Below are 19,647 nucleotides of genomic sequence, written 5' to 3'. Positions count from 1 at the left end.
CCGAAACTGATCTCATCACCAACCTGCATCAACGAGGTCCCCCAAACGCGATGATATAACTTTAAGTTATATCCTCCTGGTCGCTAGCGACATTGGTGGTTCTCAATTCGGCTCCAAAGTGGAAAGTTCTAAGAATGAACATGGAGGAGAATATGCCGTCACTAAATGGCAAGACCGTATTGATCACAGGCGCACTGGGAACGATCGGTAGATCTTTGGTCGAACGCTATGGCCAGGAAGGAGCGCGGGTCATCGCGTCCGATCTTCCGGGGGCGGAAAACGCTGATGAAACGGTTCGCGGTCTGGCGCAGGAAGCCCGCTATTTCGGCGCGGATCTGAACCAACTCTCCGATCTCGAATCCGCGGTCACGAAGCTTGCCGACGACGTCGGCGGCATCGATATCCTGGTGAACAACGCGGCATTCGTGGTCAACAAACCCCACGAGGAGTTCTCCATAGAAGAATATGAGGAGGAGGTCCGCGTCAACTCTACTGCCGCCTTCGTGCTGGCAAGAGCCTGCAGCAAGCACATGAAGCAGAAGATGTACGGCAAGATCATTAATCTGACTTCTCTGACCCTCAACGGAAACTGGGAGGGATTCGTACCGTACGTCGCCTCCAAGGGCGCGATGTTCGGGCTGGTGAAGTCGATGGCGCGGGAACTTGGCAAGTACAACATCACCGTGAACGGCATCTCCCCTGGCGCGGTCGTCTCGGACGCCGAATGGAGGCATTTCGGCGAGAAACGAGAAGCCTATCATCAGTGGATTCTTGAGCGTCAGAGTATCAAGCGTAGGATCGAGCCGGACGATATCGCCAACCTCGCCGTGTTCTTATCCAGCCCGCAGGCGGACCTTATTAGCGGACAGGACGTACACTGCGACGGCGGCTGGTAAGCCATCGGCACTGGGAGGAGATGCAATGGGAGAGGAACACCCGCGCTTGCTCGCGGACGGCTTTCTATTTCTGGAGGCCCCAAAGTGGCATGATGGCCGCCTGTGGCTGTCCGACGTGTTCGACCACAAAGTCCACGCTCTGGACGCCAGTGGCAAGCGCAGCGAATATCTGGAGATACCGAACAGGCCATCGGGGCTGGGGTTCATGTCTGATGGGTCCCTGGTGATTGTGTCGGCCATGGATCGCAAGCTTCTGCGTTTCGATGGATCGGCGATCAGCGAGTACGCCGATCTTTCAGCTCATACGAAGTGGTGGCTGAACGACTTCGCGATAGACGCTTCGGATCGCATCTACATCGGAGACTTCGGCTACGACTTCGTCGCCAATGATCCGCCCTGCTCTACGACGCTCCATCGAGTGGACAGCGACGGGTCAATCTCGGTGGCAGCGAGCGATGTGGATTTCCCGAACGGCTCCGTTGTCATCGATGGCGGGCGCACTCTTGTAGTTGCCGAGACCTGGAAAGCCCGCATCAGCGCGTTCGACATCGATACGCAAGGAAACCTGAGCAACCGTCGCATTTTTGCCGATCTCGATGGCCGCCAACCGGATGGGCTCTGCGCTGACGCGGACGGTGGCGTCTGGGCCGGCATATACAACACCGGCGAGTTTGTCCGGGTGCTCGACGGGGGCCGGATCACCAACACCTTCAAGTTCGATGGCTCTGCAATATCGTGCACACTCGGAGCAAAGAGCGGCCGCCGTCTTTTCATGACGGCGTTCTTGGGCTCCGAGGCTGATATGGCTGCAGGTCTGCGCAAAAGCGCGGTTTTCTATGCCGATCTTTGAAGTGCCGCACAGGTATAACCTAAAGCTATACCCACGCCCCCGAACGCGTTGCGACCCGTCTCTTCGGCCGATAGCCTGACGTCAACTCAACCAAATCGAAGCTGCCATGACTGTAAAATCCATCCTGTCATTCCCGCCGCTCGCCGGCATGACCTACCCGAGTCTCGATCAATCGGACCTGATCCGGATCGTGACCGGCCCTGAAGGCGTCGCCGAGGTGTCCGAGGCAGATAGATCGGCGGTGCGGGTTCTGATGACGAGCGCCACAAGAGGATGCAGCGCAGAGCTTGCCGATAAGCTGCCCAATCTGGGCTTCGTGGTTTCGCAGGGAGCTGGAAGTGACAAGATCGACATTCCGGGCCTTGAAAAGCGCGGCGTGCGGGTTCGTTGCGTTGGCGAGGCGTTGACCGACGACGTCGCTGATCTTGCCATGACGTTGACCATCATGCTCTGCCGCGATCTCGTCCGGGCGGATGCCTTTGCGCGGGGCGGCGAGTGGGAACGCGGTAGATTTGATGTCGGCGATAGCCCGGTCGGCATGACGATCGGCATCGGCGGGCTGAGCGGCCGCATTGGTCAAGCGATCGCAGCGCGTGCCTCTGCCTCGAAAATGAAGATCGCGGGATTGCAAAGGGGATCGAACGAGGGTCTCGGCGCATCCCTTTACGACGGATGGGAGGCACTGGCCGAAGCGAGTGACGTCCTCGTCCTGGCCGTTCCCGGCACAGCGGACCTCAAGCACGTGATCGGAGCGCGAGAGCTTGCAGCGCTTGGGCCGAAAGGACGGCTCATAAATGTCGGCCGCGGTAACCTCGTCGACACAGAAGCGCTCATCGTCGCTCTGGAGACCAAGGCGATCGCTGGTGCAGCGCTTGACGTTCTCGATACAGAACCAGTGATCCCTCCCCGGCTGGCGGCTTTGCCCAATGTGATCCTGACACCGCACATCGGCGGACAGACTTGGGGGCAGCGCTCTCGAGGTGCCCGGATCGCCGAGGATGAGGTCCTCGCATTTCTTGCGACCACACACTCGCTGCAGAACTAACCTGCCTACATCAATCAGAGGCGAGATCGATGCCGATCGATTTCCAAAGGACCGACGAAATGACTGACAAACAGCAATACACTTACCCGAAGATTGGGCTCCTGATTGATGGAGAATGGATTTACGACCGCGAGGCGCTCTGCGACGTGGAAAACCCCAGTGACGAGTCGATCCTCGGCCAAGTGCCCAAGGCGACGGCACGGGATCTGCAGAACGCACTGGAATCGTCAGCGCGCGGATTCGAGACGTGGCGTAAGACACCTCCAACGGTCAGGGCAGCGGTGATGCGGCGCGCCGCGGCGCTTGTTCGTGAACGTGCAAAAGACATCGCCCCAATCTTCACGGCTGAATCGGGGCGGACCTACGCTGAGGTCTTGGCCGAAATCGAGCGGTCCGCGACGTTCCTGGACTGGGACTCCGAAGAAATCCGCCGCCTGTACGGCCGGATAGTGCCAACCGATCCGCCCATCCAGCAATTTGTGGTCCGCGAACCTGTTGGTCCAGTCGCAGCCTTTACGCCGTGGAACGTTCCGATGAGCGCTCCCTCCCGTAAGATCAGCGCGTCGCTGGCCGCCGGCTGCTCGATCATCCTCAAACCCGCCGAAGAAACCCCAGCAACGGCGTGCCTGTTCGCTCAGTGCTTCCTCGACGCCGGCCTTCCAAAGGGCGTTCTGAACGTCGTATTCGGCGAACCCGACGAGGTGTCGCGCACGCTGGTCCTCTCGCCCATCACCAGGCTTGTTACGCTCACCGGTTCGATCAACGTGGGCAAGCACCTTACAAGACTGGCAGTCGAAACAATGAAGCCGGTCCTTATGGAGCTTGGCGGTCATGCGCCTGTTATCGTCGATGAGAACACCAATGCCGACGAGATCGCCCAGTTGGCCGTGAACTGGAAGTTCAGGATGGCCGGGCAGTTTTGCTCCGCCCCCTCTCGTTTCCTGATCCATCGCTCGCGGTACGAGGATTTCGTCTCAAGCATCTCTGAGAAGGCAAGCAAGCTGAAGGTCGGCGATGGCTTTACCGAAGGTGTGCAGATGGGTCCGCTCGCCAATCGACGGCGTTTGGCCGCCATGGCTGACCTCGTTGAGGATGCGGTTTCCCATGGGGCGAGAGTCACAACCGGCGGCAAGCGTGTCGGGAACCGTGGATGGTTCTATGAGCCCACGGTTCTGGCGGACGTGCCACTCGACGCCCGGGTCATGAGCGAGGAACCCTTCGGTCCGATCGCTCCGTGCATGGCGGTGGATTCCATGGACGAAGCCCTGAAGATCAGCAACAGCCTCAGCATGGGGCTTGCCGCTTTCGTGTTCACCAACGACATGGAGCGCGCCGACTATCTGTCGCGGGAGCTTCAGGTTGGATCGGTCGCCCTCAACGTCTTCACCAGTCCGGGGGGCGACGCGCCCTTCGGCGGCGTTCGCGAAAGTGGTATTGGCCGCGAGGGCGGAACGGAAATGTACCACAGCTATACGGTTGCGAAGACGATCGCGGAGCGTCGGGTAAAAGTTTGATTTTCAAGCTCAAAGGCTTAGACTCATCTTCGAACCAATGGAGGTGAGTTCTAGCGATGGCGCTTGAGATCGATCCCAAAAAGCTTCTCTATTTTGCCGCCGTCATCGAGCAAGGCAGCTTGAATCGCGCGGCGCGCCAGTTGAGCGTGTCGCAGCCGGCCTTGTCGACATCGATGGACCGCCTGGAGGCCGAGCTTGGGATGCAACTTCTCGAGCGCGGCCCTAAAGGCATTGTCGCGACAAGGAAAGGCGACATCCTTTACTGTCATGCGCGTCTTATCAGGGAAGAGATTCAGCTCGCGGAACGGGACCTTTTGAACGCGGACGATTGTCGGAGCGAGTCCATTCGCATCGGCAGCCTACCAAGCCTTGCCAGCAAAATCGTGCCGATGGCGCTCAGCAAATGGCGCGAGACCCACGAGGGCGGCCATCTCGAGGTCGTCGAAAACGCTCAAGTCGATCTTCTCACGGGTCTTCTTCGTCGCGATTTTGATTTCGTGATCGGGTTCACAAAGGTCTTCGATATGCTCGACGGCCTACGTCAGAGGGTCCTCTTCCGCGACACCCTGCGTGTGATCGCTGGAATAAACCATCCGCTGCGGGAATTGGAAACGCTTACCTGGGGCGACCTGGTGAAATATCCGTGGATCAGCCCAACGTCACGCAGGACACACACGGTCTTGGATCACATCATGCGGACCATGGACGCTCCCCTTCCCCAGATTACGGTCTGCGGATCGGTGTCCTTGCTCAAGTCATTGGTGGCAGAGACCGAGCACTTGGCCCTGTTGCCGGCCCATGCTGTCCGCGAGGAGGTCGCCGAGCAAAGGCTCTACGAACTGCCTTTCTTCGATCCCACGCTCAATAGAGATATCGCGGTCTTTTTCCGTGAGGGTTACGTCATGGATCAGCCACGGAAAGACCTTGTCGCGTGTGTGACCGAGGTCGGCATGGAGCTTTGCAGGGACAAGAAGTTGGACGAAGTTCCAGCTTAACGCCATCATGCGCAACCGCCCCTCCCCAACCGAAACCGAGTGAGCTTCAGCGTCCCGTCTGCGGGTTCTGTAGCGGAGCCGTTTGGCCTTGATGCTGAAAGTTGAGCTATCGTTGGCTCGACAAAAAGTTTAGGCACGTTCGATGCGGACCGAGAAATTTCCTCGAATGCGCAGCGGATCAAAGCCATCCTCGAACCGACCGAGACGGATCAGGCCATCCCATTTGTAGCCGCCATAGAAAAGCGCCAGATTTCCCCACGGCTTGAAATAGCAGAGGTCTCCGGGTCGCTCGTTATCAAAAGGCCCACTTCCCTCGTCGGTTAGCTTTCTGGGTAGCCGAACGATTTTTTCGTTATGACTGTAGTCCTCGATTGTGAGGTCCAAAGGCAACATCGATGCGAAGTCCCCCGCGGACGGACTGTCGTTGAGTGTGGCGGTCATTGTGGAGTCGCCAAAGGTAAATCTCACCCGTACAGCAGTCGAACTGTTTCCGTTGACCTGGGCAGGTTGTTGGCCGAGTCCAGCATTTGGTACGATCATGGCGGCACCTATCCCGAGAAGAATGTTTCTGCGATGAGTAATCATGGCTTAACCGTTGCACGCCATACGAGGACCGCAAACATAGACGACCCAACGAGAGTGAGCGCAGCGAACAGAAAAGTAGTTTGCCAGCCCGCTCCATCAAACAGCACCCCACCCAACGAAGCGCCGAACGTGATGGCGAGCTGGATTGTCGCAACCTGAAGGCCGCCGCCGGCCTCCGCGTCATCAGGCATCGCTCTGGTAAGCCATGTCCCCCAACCAACAGGTACCGCCGTCCCCAAGAGTCCCCAGCCTACAAGAAGAATTGCTGTGATCGGAACTGAGGTGCCGAAAGCCACCAGACCTACGGCGACTGCTGCCATGGCAATCGGAACTACGCTCAGAACGCTGAATAGCCGGGTCTGCAGCAAACCACTGATCAAGTAGGTCCCCGCAACGCCCGCCAATCCCATCAGCAGGAGGAGAAGAGAAAGGGTCGACACAGATACCGCCGTCACAGTCTCTAGAAAGGGTCGGAGATACGTGAACAGCGCGAACTGTCCGGCGAACAGCAGGGTAATGGACGCCATCCCGAGAGCCACCTGTTTACGCCGGAGCAATCTGATGACGTGTGGCGGCCCCTCTCTCTTCCGTGGCGGGAGGGACGGAAGGCTGAGCCATTGCCAAACAAGCGAAAGCAACGCGAGCGGGACAACTGCAAAGAACGCGCCACGCCACCCGACATAGCTCCCCAGCATGCTCCCCAAAGGCGCTGAGATCGTTGCCGCGATGGCATTGCCAGCGTTGAGCGTGGCCAGCGCTTTGGGAACCGAGTCGGCAGGGACTAGGCGCATGACTATGGCGGTGGACATGGACCAGAAACCGCCGATGGCGACGCCCAGAAGAGCGCGTCCGACCATCAAAACTGAGTAGTATTGCGCAAAGGTGACGACCAGCCCCGAGATCACAAGGATTAGCGACAGCGATACCAACACGAGGCGTCGGTCGATCCTGCGGGTGAAGTTCGACACGAAGAGGCTGGTGACAACCGCGAAGATGCCGGAGACCGATATCGCCTGACCAGCCCGACCGTCGGTGATCCCGAGGTCGCCAGCTATAGGTGACAGCAGGCTGACTGGCATAAACTCAGAAGCGATCAGCACCGCGACGCAGAGGGCCATTGCGAAAACCGCACCCCATGCCGCAGGAGCTGCTTGGGACTCGGGATGGATGCTGGATTGGATTACAGATTGATGTGTCATTCCTCAAAGGTAAGCCAGGCGACGTTATTTGATTACCCGCTGCAATTCGCTTGTACTTATCAATGACAGTCATCAATCGGCGTCATCGCTAGGCAAGTTGTGGGGTGAAAGTTGAACGAGGCGGTGTCTAGAACACCGGCCAAGATCAGAGAAGGGACCGAAAAAGACGGTGGCCCTGAAGTTGGCAGCGCCAGAGTCTATGGTCGCGGGTCACATCGAAGTGGAGAACTGACCCAAGTGCTTGGTGTCCATTGTTCGAGGAATACGACCTCTACTATCCCAACGGCAGGCAGAAGAATCCTGCGCTTTCGCTGACGGCGGATGCCCTGCGGTCCGGGGTCGGACAGGACCAATGCGCCAAACACAATAATGCCGGCGTGACGGGTCACGCCGGCATTTTGAGTTATCAGAACTTTGGCAGCGTAACCGAGAAGAACAGGGAATCTTCGTTCGCCTTGATGTCAACCGGAGCGTCGGACGGCACCAGTTCAATGGCCGTCTTATCGCCATAGGTCTTTCCGTTGACGGTGATATTGCCCTTGCTCATGAAAAGCACTTCGATCTGAGACCGGGTGCCCGTGTTGAACGTTGCGCCGCCGTCGACCTTCACGAAACCGATCTTGGTATCGCGTTCGGTGAACGTGCCCAGGAGCTTCCTGGATACGCCGGACGTACCGGTCTCGATCCAATCGTACGAATCCGGGTCCATCATGACGACATCGTCGTAGCGAGGCTTGGCAAGAACCATCTTCTTACCCATGGCTTCTTCGTAGCAAGCCGTCGCGCCGTCCACGTTGTGCTTCTGACCCTTGTCGTCGATCCAGGTGAAGATGCCGTCCTTGAACTCGCCCTTGGCCTTGAGGGCCTCATTCGCTTCTTCCCGACGCGGCGTGCTGAGGAAGCCTTCTCCGCTCGCGCCACCGAACTGGATCACCATCATTTCGAGGCCTTCCGGACGATCCTGCGGCCCGTAGTGGACGCTTTCCGGGAAGTACGCGACGGAGCCTTCGCCCATGATCTTGTGCGGCGACGCCGGATACTTGCCCTTTAGGACATAACGGATTTGATCGAAGTTGTGGCGATGGCGTGGGGTACCCCAACCGCCGGAGCCCGTGAGGCCTACGTTGAGCAGGTAGTTGTTCGGAGAGCCATCCTCTCCTTGCAGCAGGAACTTCTGATCGAGCTTGCCTACGCGCATCGATCCGACTGCGCCGCCCTCTGCACTAGCTACATCTGAAATACGCATCTTTCACTCCTCTCTTGTCTTCGGTGAAAACCGTCCGGTTGACTCCAGATAATAGAAAAGTGGGTCGCTCCGTAATCCTCCCCAAAATCGAGCTATAACATCTTGTTATTACTCTGGGCCCTCGCCCCGCCGGCGCTCTTGATCGCGGTCATGGTTGCCTGCACAACCTTAGCACAGCCAAACGGCACGAATGATGAAGTCAGAACGCGAGACCCTCGCGAGTTTGGAATTCCATATGCATCCGATCGAAACGCCTATCAAAAACCTGATGAAGACACGCATGAACGCCGGCGAGGTAGCCGTTGGCATGATCGTGCGCATCGTCCGCGGCGTCGAGATCGCAGCGATTGCCCGTAGCGCGGGCTTCGACTGCCTCTATATCGACCTGGAGCACAACAGTTTCTCGCTCGAGACCGTCAGCCAGATCAGTATCACGGCGGCCGCACTTGGGGTGACGCCGCTTGTTCGTGTAGCCGGGCACAACAAGGCCGACATCAGCCGCACCCTCGAAACAGGTGCGCAGGGCGTGATCGTCCCTCACGTGGAAACCCGGGCTCAAGCGGAAGACATCGTCGAAGCGGCATTGTTCGCGCCCAAGGGTGATCGATCGCTCCTCGCGACCAACGCCCATACGCTTTTCCGCGGGGGACCAGCTGCCGAAACCATGGCGAAGATGAATGAAGCGACCTTGGTCGTTGGGATGATCGAGTCCGTAAACGCCGTTGAGAATGCGGCGGACATCGCGTCGGTGGACGGCATGGACATGCTTCTCGTGGGCACCAACGACCTCTGCAACTCGTTGGGCATTCCCGGCCAGCTCGATAGCCCGAGAGTCATGGAGGCCTACAAGCACGTCCTTGAGGTCTGCAGTGCGAAGGGCAAGCACCTGGGAGTGGGCGGGCTCAACACGCGTCCTGAAATCGCGAAGGAAATCCTCCGCATGGGCGCGCGGTATGTCTCGACGGGCAGTGACACAGGCTTCCTGACGAACACGGCGATAGCAACGGCCGCTTCGTTTCGCTGAGCCCAACAAGAACATAGCCGTCCAGTTGGCGGCCTGAGGAATCACATCTCGATCCATTGGACCGCAAAGCGAAAGTCCAGTTGGAAAGTCTATCGGAGGACTATCGTGAACATTGGAACCGCCTCGAACAACGTTGCTTCCGCTCTCCTGGCCGAAGCTCGAGATTTCAGCGTTAAAGACCGGGTCGTCCTCGTGACTGGTTCCGGCCAAGGTATCGGCCGCGAACTCGCCCGACAGTTCGCCGCTGCGGGAGCGATAGCTGTCATCGCCGACCTCAGCATAACCAACTCCGAAAACGTCGCGAAAGAGATCTCGGAGGCCGGCGGCAGGTCGTTGGCGTTGTCGGTGGACGTCTCCCAGAAGGACTCAGTCGATGCGATGGTCGCTGCGGTTAAGAAGGAATTCGGCCGCATCGATGTCCTGGTCAACAACGCTTCCCTCTTCTCTGCACTCGTAAAACGCCCGTTCGATGAAATACCGGCTTCGGAATGGCAGAAGGTAATGGACGTCAATGTGAACGGCGTCTTCTTCTGTGCTGCCGCTGCAGCGCCCGGAATGCGGGACCGCGGATTTGGTCGCATCATCAACATCTCTTCCGCCTCCGTCCACCGGGGAACGAAGAACTACCTGCATTACGTGACGTCGAAGTCGGCGCTCATCGGGATGACCAACTCGCTCGCCCGTGAGCTTGGGCCGTTTGGCGTCACCGCTAACTGCATTCGTCCCGGCACCGTCGCGACCGAGGTGGCAGAGCGCAAGGCCGGCCTGACTCAGGAAATCCTTCAGCGAAACATCGATCTCCAATGCATACCACGCACCATCGTCCCCTCGGACCTGGTTGGTATCACGATGTTCCTCGCCTCGCCGGCTGCGTCCTTCATCACCGGGCAGACGATCGCTTGCGACGGTGGTTACACACATAGCTTCTGATCGGTCGATCAAGCGGAGTAAGTTGATGAGACATTACGGAAACCTTTACATCGATGGCCGCTGGCAAGAGCCCGCCAAGGCCGGCCAGAAGCTGTTGACAGACCCGTACACGGAGACACCGTTTGCTTCCGTTACCACGGGCGGCATGGCGGCCGACGTGGACAAGGCCGCTTTGGCAGCCCGCCGGGCCTTTGAGACCTTCTCGAGGACATCGCTGGAAGAGCGGGCAGCACTGATCGACCGCATCATCGCGGCCTACGAAGAGCGTGTCGATGAGTTCGCCGACGTGATGGCGCAGGAAGTGGGTATTCCTGTCAGCGCACGGGCGCAGGCAACCGGTCCCATCGGCCATATGAAGGTCGCGCGCGACCTCCTGCGGACATATCATTTCGAAAGCCGCCTCGGGGACACGATCATCCGTCGCGAGCCGATCGGGGTTTGCGCCCTGATCTCGCCCTGGAATTGGCCCGTCCAAACGCCGGTGATCAAAGCAATCTACGGCATCGCTGCCGGCTGCACCCTGCTTCTGAAGCCTTCAGACGCATCGCCCATCAGTTCGGTCATCCTTGCCGAGGTCTTCGAGAAAGCCGGCGTACCCGCTGGCGTCTTCAATCTGATCATCGGTAGGGGCAGCGAAGTTGGCGCAGCGATGTCGACCCATCCCGAGGTCGATATGATCTCGTTCACAGGCTCGACATCTGCCGGTGCGCGTGTTGGCGAGGCCGCTGCCCAGACGATCAAGCGTGTGTCGCTGGAGCTTGGCGGCAAATCGGCGAACATCGTCCTCGAGGACGCCGACTTGGAGAAAGCCGCCCGGTGGAACATCCAGCGCTGCTTCTTCAACGCAGGCCAATCGTGCCATGCTCCCAGCCGGATGCTTGTTCACGAAAGCCAGATCGACGAAGTCTCCAACTACCTGGTCGACGAGGTTTCGAAGTACAAGCTGGGCGATCCTCGTGATCCGGCCACGACCATGGGTCCCGTGGTCAATAAGTCTCAGTACGATAGCATCCAGCGCTATATCCAGATCGGTATCGACGAAGGTGCCCGCCTCGCTTGCGGCGGTACCGGGAAACCCGAGGGCCGTAACCAGGGTTATTTCGTCAAGCCGACGGTGTTCACCCACGTCACCCCGGAGATGACTATCGCCAAGGAAGAAATTTTTGGTCCGGTGCTTGCTGTCATCCCCTACTCTTCCGAGGAACAGGCCTTGGAGATCGCGAACGACAGCCCCTACGGCTTGGGCGGCTACGTCTTCGCCGGCGACAGAAAAAAGGGATACGAGTTCTCTGCCGGCCTTCGTGCAGGACGCATCTGCTTTAATGGAGCTGCCACCAATTCGGTCACGCCGATGGGCGGCTACAAGCAGTCCGGCATCGGCCGGTCCATGGGCACCGTCGGCCTCGAGGAATACCTTGAGACGAAATCCGTCTACGGGTTTGAGGAGGAGGCAACTTCGTTGCCAGAATTCGCATGACATCCCCATCCGGAGATCGCACACACAAAATCGCCGCGATACCCGCCGATGGTATCGGGCCGGAAGTCATCGGTGCGGGTCTCGAAGTTCTGCATGCCCTTCAGCAGCGCTCAGATGGATTGCGCTTCGAGATCACGCAATTCGACTGGGGTTCCGACTACTACCGCGAGCACGGCAAGATGATGCCGGAAGACGGTCTCGCGCAGCTGCGGAAGCATGATGCGATATATTTCGGCGCTGTTGGCGCACCCGACATTGCAGACCACATCACCCTGTGGGGCCTGCGGCTTCCGATCTGCCAGGGCTTTGATCAATACGCGAATGTCCGCCCGACGCGGATTCTCCCGGGGATACCGACTCCTCTACGCGACAGAGGGGTCGGTGACCTCGACTGGGTTATCGTCCGCGAGAACTCGGAAGGCGAGTACTCCGGCCACGGCGGCCGCGCACACCGAGGCTTGCCAGAGGAAGTGGCTACCGAGGTAGCCATCTTCACCCGTGTGGGCGTCACCCGCATCATGCGCTTTGCATTCCGCATTGCTCAATCACGACCGCGAAAGCTGCTTACCGTGGTCACGAAATCCAACGCGCAGCGCTTCGGACTGGTGCTGTGGGACGAGATCGCGGCTGAGGTGTCCACGGAATTCCCCGACGTCAAATGGGACAAGGTTCTTGTCGACGCCATGACAGTCCGCATGACCCTTCATCCGGAAAGCCTCGACACGATTGTCGCCACAAACCTCCACGCCGATATCCTGTCGGATTTGGCCGGCGCACTCGCCGGCAGCCTCGGTGTGGCTCCGACGGCCAACATAGACCCCGAACGGCGCTTTCCCTCGATGTTCGAGCCCATCCACGGATCGGCCTTCGACATCACCGGAAAAGGCATCGCAAATCCGATCGCCTCGTTTTGGACCGCATGCCAGATGCTCGACCATCTGGGCGAAGCCGAAGCTTCGGCCCGCCTTATGAAGGCCATCGAGACGGTGTGCTCGGCTGGGATTTCAACGCCTGACGTGGGCGGGACAGCGACTACCCGCGAAGTTACAGACGCAGTGATCAAGGCAATCTTTGGATCCAACGCCTGATCGTTGGAACGTATGGAGCAGTAAAATGAAAGTTGGCGTTTTCGGACTGGGCTCGATGGGATTCGGGATGGCTTCCTCCCTCGTTCAGGCAGGCCATGAAGTCTTCGGTGCAGACGTGAACCCCGAGGCTGTAAAGCGCCTTCGCGGCGCCGGGGGCTCTGAGAGCGATCTCAATGCGGCCGCGGGTGAACTCGATGCAGTCGTCGTTGTCGTTCTGAATTCAGCACAGACCGAAGAAGTGCTGTTCGGCAAGGATGGCGTTGTCTCGAAGCTTTCGCCCGGTGCCGTCGTGATCATGTGCGTCACCGTTGCCCCCGACTATGCGAGAAGAGCGGCCGAGCGCTCTTCGGAACGAGGCATTCACTTTCTCGACGCGCCGATCTCGGGCGGTTCCGTCAAAGCCGCCAACGGCAAACTTTCGATAATGGCTTCCGGTACTTCCGAGGCGTTCTCGTGCGCCCGCCCCGCCCTGGATGCGCTTGCGGAGACGGTCTTCGAGCTGGGTGATGCCGCTGGCGTAGGTTCGGCCATGAAGACAGTCAACCAGATGCTCGCCGGCACGCACATCGCGGCAATGGCCGAGGCCATTACTTTTGGCATTACGCAGGGCATCGATCCCGAGACATTCCTCAAGGTTATTCCGCAATGCGCCGGTACAAGCTGGATGCTGGAAAACCGCGCCCCGCACGTAGCATCCGGCGACTATGCGCCTCATTCGGCTGTCGACATCTGGCCCAAGGACCTTGGCATTGTCCTCGACGTCGCGAGAGCGTCGAAGTTCGCAGCTCCACTCACTGCCGCGGCGCTCCAGCAATTCGTTGCTGCCTCGGGCATGGGACTTGGTCGTGAAGATGATGCCGCAGTGGCCAAAGTTTATGCACGCAACGCCGGCATCGAGCTTCCCGGCGTGAAGCCCGGGTCGTGAGCTAATCCGGTAGGGACAGACAATATGGCAACGTTCTTTGGCGCAATCGCCGATGACTTCACCGGCGCGACCGATCTGGCTGGATTGCTTGCTCGATCAGGCGTTTCGGTTTCCCTTAGGATTGGTGTGCCGGCCGAACCGCCGCAGAACACCGCCCCCCTGGAGATCATCGCCCTCAAGTGCCGCACCAGCCCCGTCGATGAAGCGGTGCAAGAAACACAGGCAGCTCTCCAATGGCTGAAGGACGCTGGTGCTCAGCGCTTCTTCTGGAAATATTGCTCTACTTTCGACTCGACAGCTAAGGGCAACATCGGTCCCGTGGCCGAGGCCCTTATGGTATCGCTCGGCGTCAGCCAGACCATTTATTGCCCTGCGTTTCCGGAGAACGGCCGCGCCATCTTCATGGGAAATCTGTTCGTGGGTGATCAGCCTCTTTCCGAAAGCGCGATGAAGGATCATCCCCTCACGCCGATGCGGGACTCCAACCTTGCCCGCCTTCTCGCGCCGCAGGTCACGAAGCCCGTCGGTTTGGCAAACCGCCTGTCTGTCGCCAAAGGCCCTGCTTCCCTAAACGACCGACTGTCGAAGCTTGCCTCGGAGGGCGTTGCCCACGTCGTTGTCGACGCGGTCGCCAACGATGACCTCTATATCATCGCGGAAGCTTGCCAGGACATGGTTCTTCTGACGGGAGGCAGCGCCGTAGCAATGCCCCTGCCCGAGCTGTGGGCAAAACAAGGTCGGATCGAGAGATCGGCGGCATCCGGTTCCCGCTCGTTCGATCCCGGTCCCGCTATTGTGCTGTCCGGCAGTTGCTCTGCGATGACCAACCGCCAAGTCGCCGAGTTCTTGTCGAAGGGCGGACCCAGCTTCAGACTCGATCCCCTGGAGATCGCCGAGACCGGCAATGCAAAGGTGCTTAACTGGTTGGCTGCGCAGAATTCTTCCGTCACCCCCCTGATCTACGCAACCGCGGCACCTGACGCGGTCCGTGCTGCGCAGGAACGATTGGGCGTAGATCGTGCTGGCTCTCTTATTGAGCAAACCTTGGCGGCATGTGCGGAGGAAGCTCGAGATAGCGGCTACCGCAGGTTTGTTGTTGCGGGTGGCGAGACCTCTGGCTCGGTGACAAAGGCTTTGAGTGTGAGCCGCCTCAACATCGGGGCTGAGATCGCACCTGGCGTTCCGTGGTGTTTCGCGACCTCGCAGAAAGCCAGGATCGCGGTCACTCTCAAATCCGGTAACTTTGGTAGCGAGGAATTCTTCTCGAGGGCCTTGGAGGTTCTCGATCAATGACGGAAGAAGCTCGCCTACGCGAACAAATCTGCAATCTTGCAAAGTCACTTTTCGACCGAGGGCTCACGCACGGATCGACGGGCAACATATCGGCGCGCATCTCGGACGGCGGTCTTTTGGTATCTCCCACGGGGACAAGTTTCGGTCGCCTCGATCCGTCGCGCCTAAGCCGCTTTGATAACGACGGACGGCACGTTGAAGGCGACAAACCCACCAAGGAAATGCCTCTCCACTCCGCATTCTACGACACCCGAAGCCAAGCGGGCGCTGTTGTTCACCTGCACTCCTGCCATGCAGTCGCCTGGTCGATGATGCCGGATATCAACGAAGACGACTTTCTCCCGCCTCTCACGCCATACGCGATCATGCAGCTCGGCCGCGTCAAACTGCTGCCCTTTTTCCGACCGGGCGACCCCGCGATGGGTGAAGCCGTCCGCGGGCTGGCGGGAAAGCGTACTGCCGTGATGCTTGCCAATCATGGGCCGGTCGTCGCCGGGAAAGACGTGGAGGCGGCCTGCAATGCGATCGAGGAGCTGGAGGCCACAGCGCGGCTCGCGATGCTGACCTGCGGATGCCGCCCCCGCCAGCTCAAGGCGGAAGAGATTCTCGACGTCGTGACAACATTCAATGTGGAGTGGGAAGCATGAAATTCTCCGCGAACCTGGGCTTCCTTTGGAATGATCGTCCGCTGCCCGATGCTATCAGGGTTGCTAAGGATGCAGGCTTCGATGCGGTGGAGTGCCATTGGCCGTATGCGGATCTTGCCTCGGAGGTCAAAGCGGCCTTGGAGCAGACCGGGCTCAAGATGCTCGGTTTGAACACCTCGCGCGGCAGTGTTTCAGATGGTGAAAACGGATTGTCCGCCCTTCCTGGGCGCGAAGAGGAAGCGCGCGCTGCAATCGACCAGGCCGTTCAATACGCGACCGAGATTTCAGCCGGCGCGATCCATGTCATGGCCGGAAATTCGAGCGGCCCCCGCGCGCGTTCAGCGTTCATCGAGAACCTCGCATACGCCTGTGAGAAAGCGGGATCGAACATCACGATCTTGATCGAACCCCTCAACCACTACAATGCACCGGGGTACTTTCTCAGCACGGTCGAGCAGGCAGCAGACATCATCCGCGAGGCAGCGCGACCGAACCTCAAAATGATGTTCGACTTCTATCACGTCCAGATCATGGGTGGTGACGTCACGCGCCGTTTCGAGGCGAACCTGCCCGTGATCGGCCATGTGCAGATTGCCTCCGTGCCCGATCGTGGAAGCCCCGACCATGGCGAGCTTGACTATTCGTTCACGCTGCGCCGCGTTCGCGAACTCGGTTGGGCGCGGCCGATTGGTGCCGAATACCTGCCGGCCAACGGGCCGGTGCCCGATCTCGCCTGGCTTGCATCATTCGAAGACTGACAGAGAAATTCGGAGAGGAGATTTCCATGAGCAACAAACCAGTCATCGGCTTTATCGGCGTTGGCATGATGGGACACGGGATGGCGAAGAATATTCGCATCAAGGGCTATGAGCTTTGGTTCCTTGATCAACGCCCCATGCCCACGCTTCTGGAGATCGGCGCTAAGAGCGCTGCCAGCCCCAAGGACATGGCCGAGAAGTGCGACATCATTCACATATGCCTGCAGAACTCGGGTCAGGTTGAAAAGGTCGTCAAAGCTAGCGACGGTATCATTGCCGGCGCACGTCCTGGACTGGTCGTGATCGACACTTCGACCTCCGACCCCTCGTCCACCCTGCTGCTCGCACAGGAGCTTCAGGCGGCTGGCGCTACCTTGATCGACGCCTCACTCGGCCGCACGCCCAAGGAGGCTGAAGAAGGCACTCTCGACGCGATGGTCGCAGGCGACGACGAAGTTTTCGAGCGTGTGAAGCCTGTCATCGAATGCTGGGCCGGTCGGATCGTCCGGGTAGGTGCCGTGGGGAACGGCCACAAGATGAAGTTGCTGATGAACTTCATCGGAATGAGCTACGGTGCTCTCTATGCCGAAGCGGTTGTCCTCGGAGCAAAAATTGGCATTTCGCCACAGGCGATACGCGATGTCATCACGGGTAGCCGGATGGACAGCGGCTTCTTCGGCACCTTCATGAAATACGTCGTCGAACGTGACCGCGATGCCCACAGGTTCATGATCTCATACGCGGCGAAAGACCTTCGCTACGTCAACAACATGGCTGCCGACTCCAAGGTGACCAGCGTGATGGCGTCTGCTGCGGTCCAGTACTACACGCACGCCGAGGCTATCGGACACGGCGACGACTTCGTGCCTATGCTCAGTGACCTGGTTGGGAAGCTGAACGGCGTGGACATGGAGGAAGAAGTTCGCAAGGGAGCGCGGTAACGCACGCAGGGATTCGACCGCCATTTAACCAAAAGCTGGCCGCTATCTCAGTGGCCCGCTTTTTATCGTCGTGCCTGCGGCCAATACTCATTGCACCCAGAAAACAGGGCGTAGTGTATTTTCTGGCGATAAATAGCGACTTTTCCATTTTTCCGTCCGCGTTGTATCGCCCTGGCTGTATTAGCCGAGGCCAAACAATGCGTTAGAGGGATCGGTTAACAAGATGTTCTGCCACTAGGATAGTCGATCTTCGTCGTCCCCAATACCGAGAAACTGTCGAAGGCAGGGCATTCCTTTGGGCTCAGTTGCAGGCTTGTCCACGCCTGATGATAAACAGTGCCACGAACGTTGATAGCGACACGAGACCACCCGTTGTCACGAAGATGGTCGGCAGCCCGGCGACATCACCAACCAACCCCAGCGCCGGCCCGCTGAACGCAAGCGCGACATCAAGACAGGCTGAATACAGTCCCATGGCCATACCGCGACTTTGCGAGGGGGCGGCCCGGACGACGGCGATGCCAAACCCCGGGAAAACGAGGGAATAGCCGAAGCCTACCAAGGCGGCTCCCGCCAGGGCGACGATCGGCTGGGAGGCGAGTCCCATCGTCACAAGACCGATCGCTTCTACGATGGCAAACACGAGTGCGGTAAACGGACCGCCAAGCCTGTCGGGGAGATGTCCAAGCAAGATACGACTTGCGACCAACGCCGTCGCGAAGGACGTCACGGCAAGCCACCCGTCTGCCCACTGGCGGTCAACGAATAACAGACTGGAGAATGCAAGGATGCTTCCGTAACCGAGACTGGCGAATGCAGAACCGAGCCCCGGGAGCCAAACGGCTCTGATGACGCTAAGCCTGGAGGCGGACGGCGAAGAGCGGCCTGACACGGACTCAAGCGGTGCAACCATCGCAGCCATCAACAGAGGCAACAAGATTGTCGCCGCCGCGATCGCTGCAAAGCCTTGCACTGCAAACAAGGCGCTTCCGATGGGCGCACCCGCTGCGAGCGCTCCAAACATTGCAGTGCCGATCCACGCAATCACCTTCCCTGAATGCTGTGATCCGACGGTGGCCAGGCCCCAAGCCACTGACCCGGTAATGATAAGACTCTCCCCGGCACCAAGCACACCGCGCCCGGCGACAAGGATCGCGGCAGACAAGACAGGTTGACTGATGGTGATCAAGGAAGCGAGATACAGTGCGCCGGCGGCAGCCGCCAAGGACAGTCCCAAGATGACCGCCTTTTTCGGCCCCTTACGATCCGCAAAATCGCCGGCCCACAATCTCGTCATCAGGGACGCACAGAATTGGCTGCCAGTTATCAGCCCGATCACGAACGTGCCGAAGCCCAAGTCACTACTGACGTGGATCGGAAGCACGGTTATCCCCATACCGGCTATGAGGAAGCCCACGAAAACGACCGCCATTTTAGGCGCGAGTGTAACGAGGACATTGGCTCGCGCTGTCAATGTTCATGCTCCAAGCTCAAGGAGTATAAGACGACATGAGCCATCGTCCCGAACATGCTCATCGGCCTGAAATCGGACGTACCCGGATTACAACGTCGATATTGGCTATCTCAAATCCTTCCGGCGGCTCGGGAATGTTGGCTATCGAGATGCTGCTGGCATCGATGTCCCGGATTTCGCCGTCGCCCTCGACATAAAAATGGTGGTGATCCGAAATGTTGGTGTCGAACCAGGTGCGCGCGCCTTCGACTGCGAGCACTCGAACCAGCCCGGCTACGGTGAAATCGTTCAGGGCATTGTAGACCGTAGCGACCGACAGACTGATCCCATGCGCAAGCACTTCCGCATGAAGCTCCTCGGCTGTGACGTGGCGATGGCCGCCGGCAAAGAGGAGGTTGAACAAAGCAATGCGTTGCTCGGTCGGCCTCAGTCCCACCGCACGCAGGTCTCTGGCAACCGAAGATGTGCGTTCCATGCTGTTCACCCAAGTTCCACTTTGTGATCCTCCCACCTATATCCTCGCTGTAGCTCGCCCGGCTACATCGACCTTAACTGCCCTATAACGCAGCGTTATTGCCTCATGATTGAGGCCCAACAGGTAGGCCTTTCATCAAACCTTCCGTATCAAGCGTGATCGGGAAGTCGGCTGGACCAGCTTGTGATTGAGTGTAGGGCCGCATCAGCGGCCCTTCTCGCGAGGCAACAGCGCCAAGCGCCAAAGCTCGCTTCGACGACACGCCGCCGCATTGATGAAAATTCC

19 protein-coding genes and 1 pseudogene are annotated in these 19,647 nt (G+C 59.0%); 15 read left to right on the top strand and 5 right to left on the bottom strand.

What is annotated here, in order from left to right; all coding sequences use genetic code 11:
* The first annotated feature begins 152 nt into the window (after positions 1-152).
* The 5 genes from RL_RS30585 to RL_RS30565 all read left to right on the top strand — a co-directional run bounded on the left by RL_RS30585 (position 153) and on the right by RL_RS30565 (position 5,300).
* Entirely contained in the window at positions 153-896 is a 744-nt protein-coding gene (locus RL_RS30585; protein WP_041936961.1) for an SDR family oxidoreductase, read from the top strand.
* Between the two features lie 25 nt (positions 897-921).
* Positions 922-1,746, top strand: a complete 825-nt coding sequence (locus tag RL_RS30580; RefSeq protein ID WP_011654915.1) for an SMP-30/gluconolactonase/LRE family protein — start codon at positions 922-924, stop codon at positions 1,744-1,746.
* Positions 1,747-1,852: 106 nt separating this feature from the next.
* Positions 1,853-2,791, top strand: a complete 939-nt coding sequence (locus tag RL_RS30575) for an NAD(P)-dependent oxidoreductase (protein ID WP_011654914.1) — start codon at positions 1,853-1,855, stop codon at positions 2,789-2,791.
* Between the two features lie 29 nt (positions 2,792-2,820).
* Positions 2,821-4,305 carry an NAD-dependent succinate-semialdehyde dehydrogenase gene (locus tag RL_RS30570; protein ID WP_233938955.1) on the top strand — a complete coding sequence of 495 codons (1,485 nt, stop codon included), beginning with the start codon at positions 2,821-2,823 and terminating at the stop codon, positions 4,303-4,305.
* A 56-nt stretch (positions 4,306-4,361) separates the two neighbouring features.
* Positions 4,362-5,300, top strand: a complete 939-nt coding sequence (locus RL_RS30565) for a LysR family transcriptional regulator (protein WP_011654912.1) — start codon at positions 4,362-4,364, stop codon at positions 5,298-5,300.
* 129 nt (positions 5,301-5,429) lie between these two features.
* On the opposite strand, the gene RL_RS30560 is transcribed toward RL_RS30565, so the two are convergent.
* Positions 5,430-5,885, bottom strand: a complete 456-nt coding sequence (locus RL_RS30560) for a cyclophilin-like fold protein (RefSeq protein ID WP_011654911.1) — start codon at positions 5,883-5,885, stop codon at positions 5,430-5,432.
* Positions 5,882-7,084: an MFS transporter gene (locus tag RL_RS30555; RefSeq protein WP_011654910.1), complete on the bottom strand. Its 1,203-nt coding sequence runs from the start codon at positions 7,082-7,084 to the stop codon at positions 5,882-5,884. Before RL_RS30555 ends, RL_RS30560 begins: the two co-directional genes overlap by 4 nt.
* Positions 7,085-7,326: 242 nt before the next feature.
* On the opposite strand from RL_RS30555, the pseudogene RL_RS40890 reads away from it, so the two are divergent.
* A pseudogene (locus RL_RS40890) lies at positions 7,327-7,416 on the top strand (LysR family transcriptional regulator); the annotation flags it as partial.
* 74 nt (positions 7,417-7,490) lie between these two features.
* On the opposite strand, the gene RL_RS30550 reads toward RL_RS40890, so the two are convergent.
* Positions 7,491-8,330, bottom strand: a complete 840-nt coding sequence (locus RL_RS30550; protein ID WP_011654909.1) for a hypothetical protein — start codon at positions 8,328-8,330, stop codon at positions 7,491-7,493.
* 235 nt (positions 8,331-8,565) lie between these two features.
* Between RL_RS30550 and RL_RS30545 the strand changes: the two genes are divergently transcribed.
* From RL_RS30545 to RL_RS30505, 9 genes are all read left to right on the top strand, one after another.
* Entirely contained in the window at positions 8,566-9,354 is a 789-nt protein-coding gene (locus RL_RS30545; RefSeq protein WP_032997390.1) for an HpcH/HpaI aldolase family protein, read from the top strand.
* A 105-nt stretch (positions 9,355-9,459) separates the two neighbouring features.
* The gene (locus RL_RS30540; protein ID WP_033184593.1) at positions 9,460-10,284 is read left to right on the top strand and encodes an SDR family NAD(P)-dependent oxidoreductase; all 825 of its coding nucleotides are present in this window, start codon (positions 9,460-9,462) and stop codon (positions 10,282-10,284) included.
* A 25-nt stretch (positions 10,285-10,309) separates the two neighbouring features.
* Complete coding sequence (locus RL_RS30535; protein WP_041936878.1) at positions 10,310-11,761, top strand: aldehyde dehydrogenase family protein; 1,452 nt, start codon at positions 10,310-10,312, stop codon at positions 11,759-11,761.
* Positions 11,758-12,849, top strand: a complete 1,092-nt coding sequence (locus RL_RS30530) for a tartrate dehydrogenase (RefSeq protein ID WP_011654905.1) — start codon at positions 11,758-11,760, stop codon at positions 12,847-12,849. Before RL_RS30535 ends, RL_RS30530 begins: the two co-directional genes overlap by 4 nt.
* A gap of 25 nt (positions 12,850-12,874) precedes the next feature.
* Positions 12,875-13,774, top strand: coding sequence for an L-threonate dehydrogenase (gene ltnD / locus RL_RS30525; RefSeq protein WP_011654904.1), 900 nt, complete (start codon positions 12,875-12,877; stop codon positions 13,772-13,774).
* Positions 13,775-13,798: 24 nt separating this feature from the next.
* Positions 13,799-15,067: a 3-oxo-tetronate kinase gene (otnK, locus tag RL_RS30520; protein ID WP_011654903.1), complete on the top strand. Its 1,269-nt coding sequence runs from the start codon at positions 13,799-13,801 to the stop codon at positions 15,065-15,067.
* On the top strand, positions 15,064-15,714 hold the full coding sequence (locus tag RL_RS30515) for an aldolase (RefSeq protein WP_011654902.1): 651 nt from the start codon (positions 15,064-15,066) through the stop codon (positions 15,712-15,714). The genes otnK and RL_RS30515 overlap by 4 nt, the downstream gene beginning before the upstream one ends.
* Positions 15,711-16,472 carry a hydroxypyruvate isomerase family protein gene (locus RL_RS30510; protein ID WP_041936877.1) on the top strand — a complete coding sequence of 254 codons (762 nt, stop codon included), beginning with the start codon at positions 15,711-15,713 and terminating at the stop codon, positions 16,470-16,472. Before RL_RS30515 ends, RL_RS30510 begins: the two co-directional genes overlap by 4 nt.
* Positions 16,473-16,498: 26 nt before the next feature.
* Positions 16,499-17,413 (top strand): NAD(P)-dependent oxidoreductase, encoded by a 915-nt coding sequence (locus RL_RS30505; RefSeq protein WP_011654900.1) that lies wholly within the window; start codon positions 16,499-16,501, stop codon positions 17,411-17,413.
* A 301-nt stretch (positions 17,414-17,714) separates the two neighbouring features.
* On the opposite strand, the gene RL_RS30500 is transcribed toward RL_RS30505, so the two are convergent.
* Both RL_RS30500 and irrA read right to left on the bottom strand, forming a co-directional pair.
* Positions 17,715-18,887 (bottom strand): MFS transporter, encoded by a 1,173-nt coding sequence (locus tag RL_RS30500; protein ID WP_011654899.1) that lies wholly within the window; start codon positions 18,885-18,887, stop codon positions 17,715-17,717.
* Positions 18,888-18,945: 58 nt separating this feature from the next.
* Entirely contained in the window at positions 18,946-19,362 is a 417-nt protein-coding gene (gene irrA / locus RL_RS30495; protein ID WP_026238542.1) for an iron response transcriptional regulator IrrA, read from the bottom strand.
* Positions 19,363-19,647 lie beyond the last annotated feature (285 nt).

Source organism: Rhizobium johnstonii 3841 (assembly GCF_000009265.1).
GTDB lineage: Bacteria > Pseudomonadota > Alphaproteobacteria > Rhizobiales > Rhizobiaceae > Rhizobium > Rhizobium acaciae.
Note: the sequence above shows the minus strand (reverse complement) of the source record. Positions and strands in the feature narration are given on the sequence as shown.

Excerpts from the sequence above, each read along its gene's own strand:
- RL_RS30545 (WP_032997390.1), top strand. The coding sequence starts at position 8,566 with ATGCATCCGATCGAAACGCCTATCAAAAACCTGATGAAGACACGCATG.
- RL_RS30585 (WP_041936961.1), top strand. The coding sequence starts at position 153 with ATGCCGTCACTAAATGGCAAGACCGTATTGATCACAGGCGCACTGGGA.
- RL_RS30555 (WP_011654910.1), bottom strand. The coding sequence starts at position 7,084 with ATGACACATCAATCTGTAATCCAATCCAGCATCCATCCCGAGTCCCAA.
- RL_RS30565 (WP_011654912.1), top strand. The coding sequence starts at position 4,362 with ATGGCGCTTGAGATCGATCCCAAAAAGCTTCTCTATTTTGCCGCCGTC.
- RL_RS30575 (WP_011654914.1), top strand. The coding sequence starts at position 1,853 with ATGACTGTAAAATCCATCCTGTCATTCCCGCCGCTCGCCGGCATGACC.
- RL_RS30560 (WP_011654911.1), bottom strand. The coding sequence starts at position 5,885 with ATGATTACTCATCGCAGAAACATTCTTCTCGGGATAGGTGCCGCCATG.
- RL_RS30550 (WP_011654909.1), bottom strand. The coding sequence starts at position 8,330 with ATGCGTATTTCAGATGTAGCTAGTGCAGAGGGCGGCGCAGTCGGATCG.
- irrA (WP_026238542.1), bottom strand. The coding sequence starts at position 19,362 with ATGGAACGCACATCTTCGGTTGCCAGAGACCTGCGTGCGGTGGGACTG.
- ltnD (WP_011654904.1), top strand. The coding sequence starts at position 12,875 with ATGAAAGTTGGCGTTTTCGGACTGGGCTCGATGGGATTCGGGATGGCT.
- RL_RS30530 (WP_011654905.1), top strand. The coding sequence starts at position 11,758 with ATGACATCCCCATCCGGAGATCGCACACACAAAATCGCCGCGATACCC.
- RL_RS30580 (WP_011654915.1), top strand. The coding sequence starts at position 922 with ATGGGAGAGGAACACCCGCGCTTGCTCGCGGACGGCTTTCTATTTCTG.
- RL_RS30515 (WP_011654902.1), top strand. The coding sequence starts at position 15,064 with ATGACGGAAGAAGCTCGCCTACGCGAACAAATCTGCAATCTTGCAAAG.
- RL_RS30570 (WP_233938955.1), top strand. The coding sequence starts at position 2,821 with ATGCCGATCGATTTCCAAAGGACCGACGAAATGACTGACAAACAGCAA.
- RL_RS30510 (WP_041936877.1), top strand. The coding sequence starts at position 15,711 with ATGAAATTCTCCGCGAACCTGGGCTTCCTTTGGAATGATCGTCCGCTG.
- RL_RS30505 (WP_011654900.1), top strand. The coding sequence starts at position 16,499 with ATGAGCAACAAACCAGTCATCGGCTTTATCGGCGTTGGCATGATGGGA.
- RL_RS30535 (WP_041936878.1), top strand. The coding sequence starts at position 10,310 with ATGAGACATTACGGAAACCTTTACATCGATGGCCGCTGGCAAGAGCCC.
- otnK (WP_011654903.1), top strand. The coding sequence starts at position 13,799 with ATGGCAACGTTCTTTGGCGCAATCGCCGATGACTTCACCGGCGCGACC.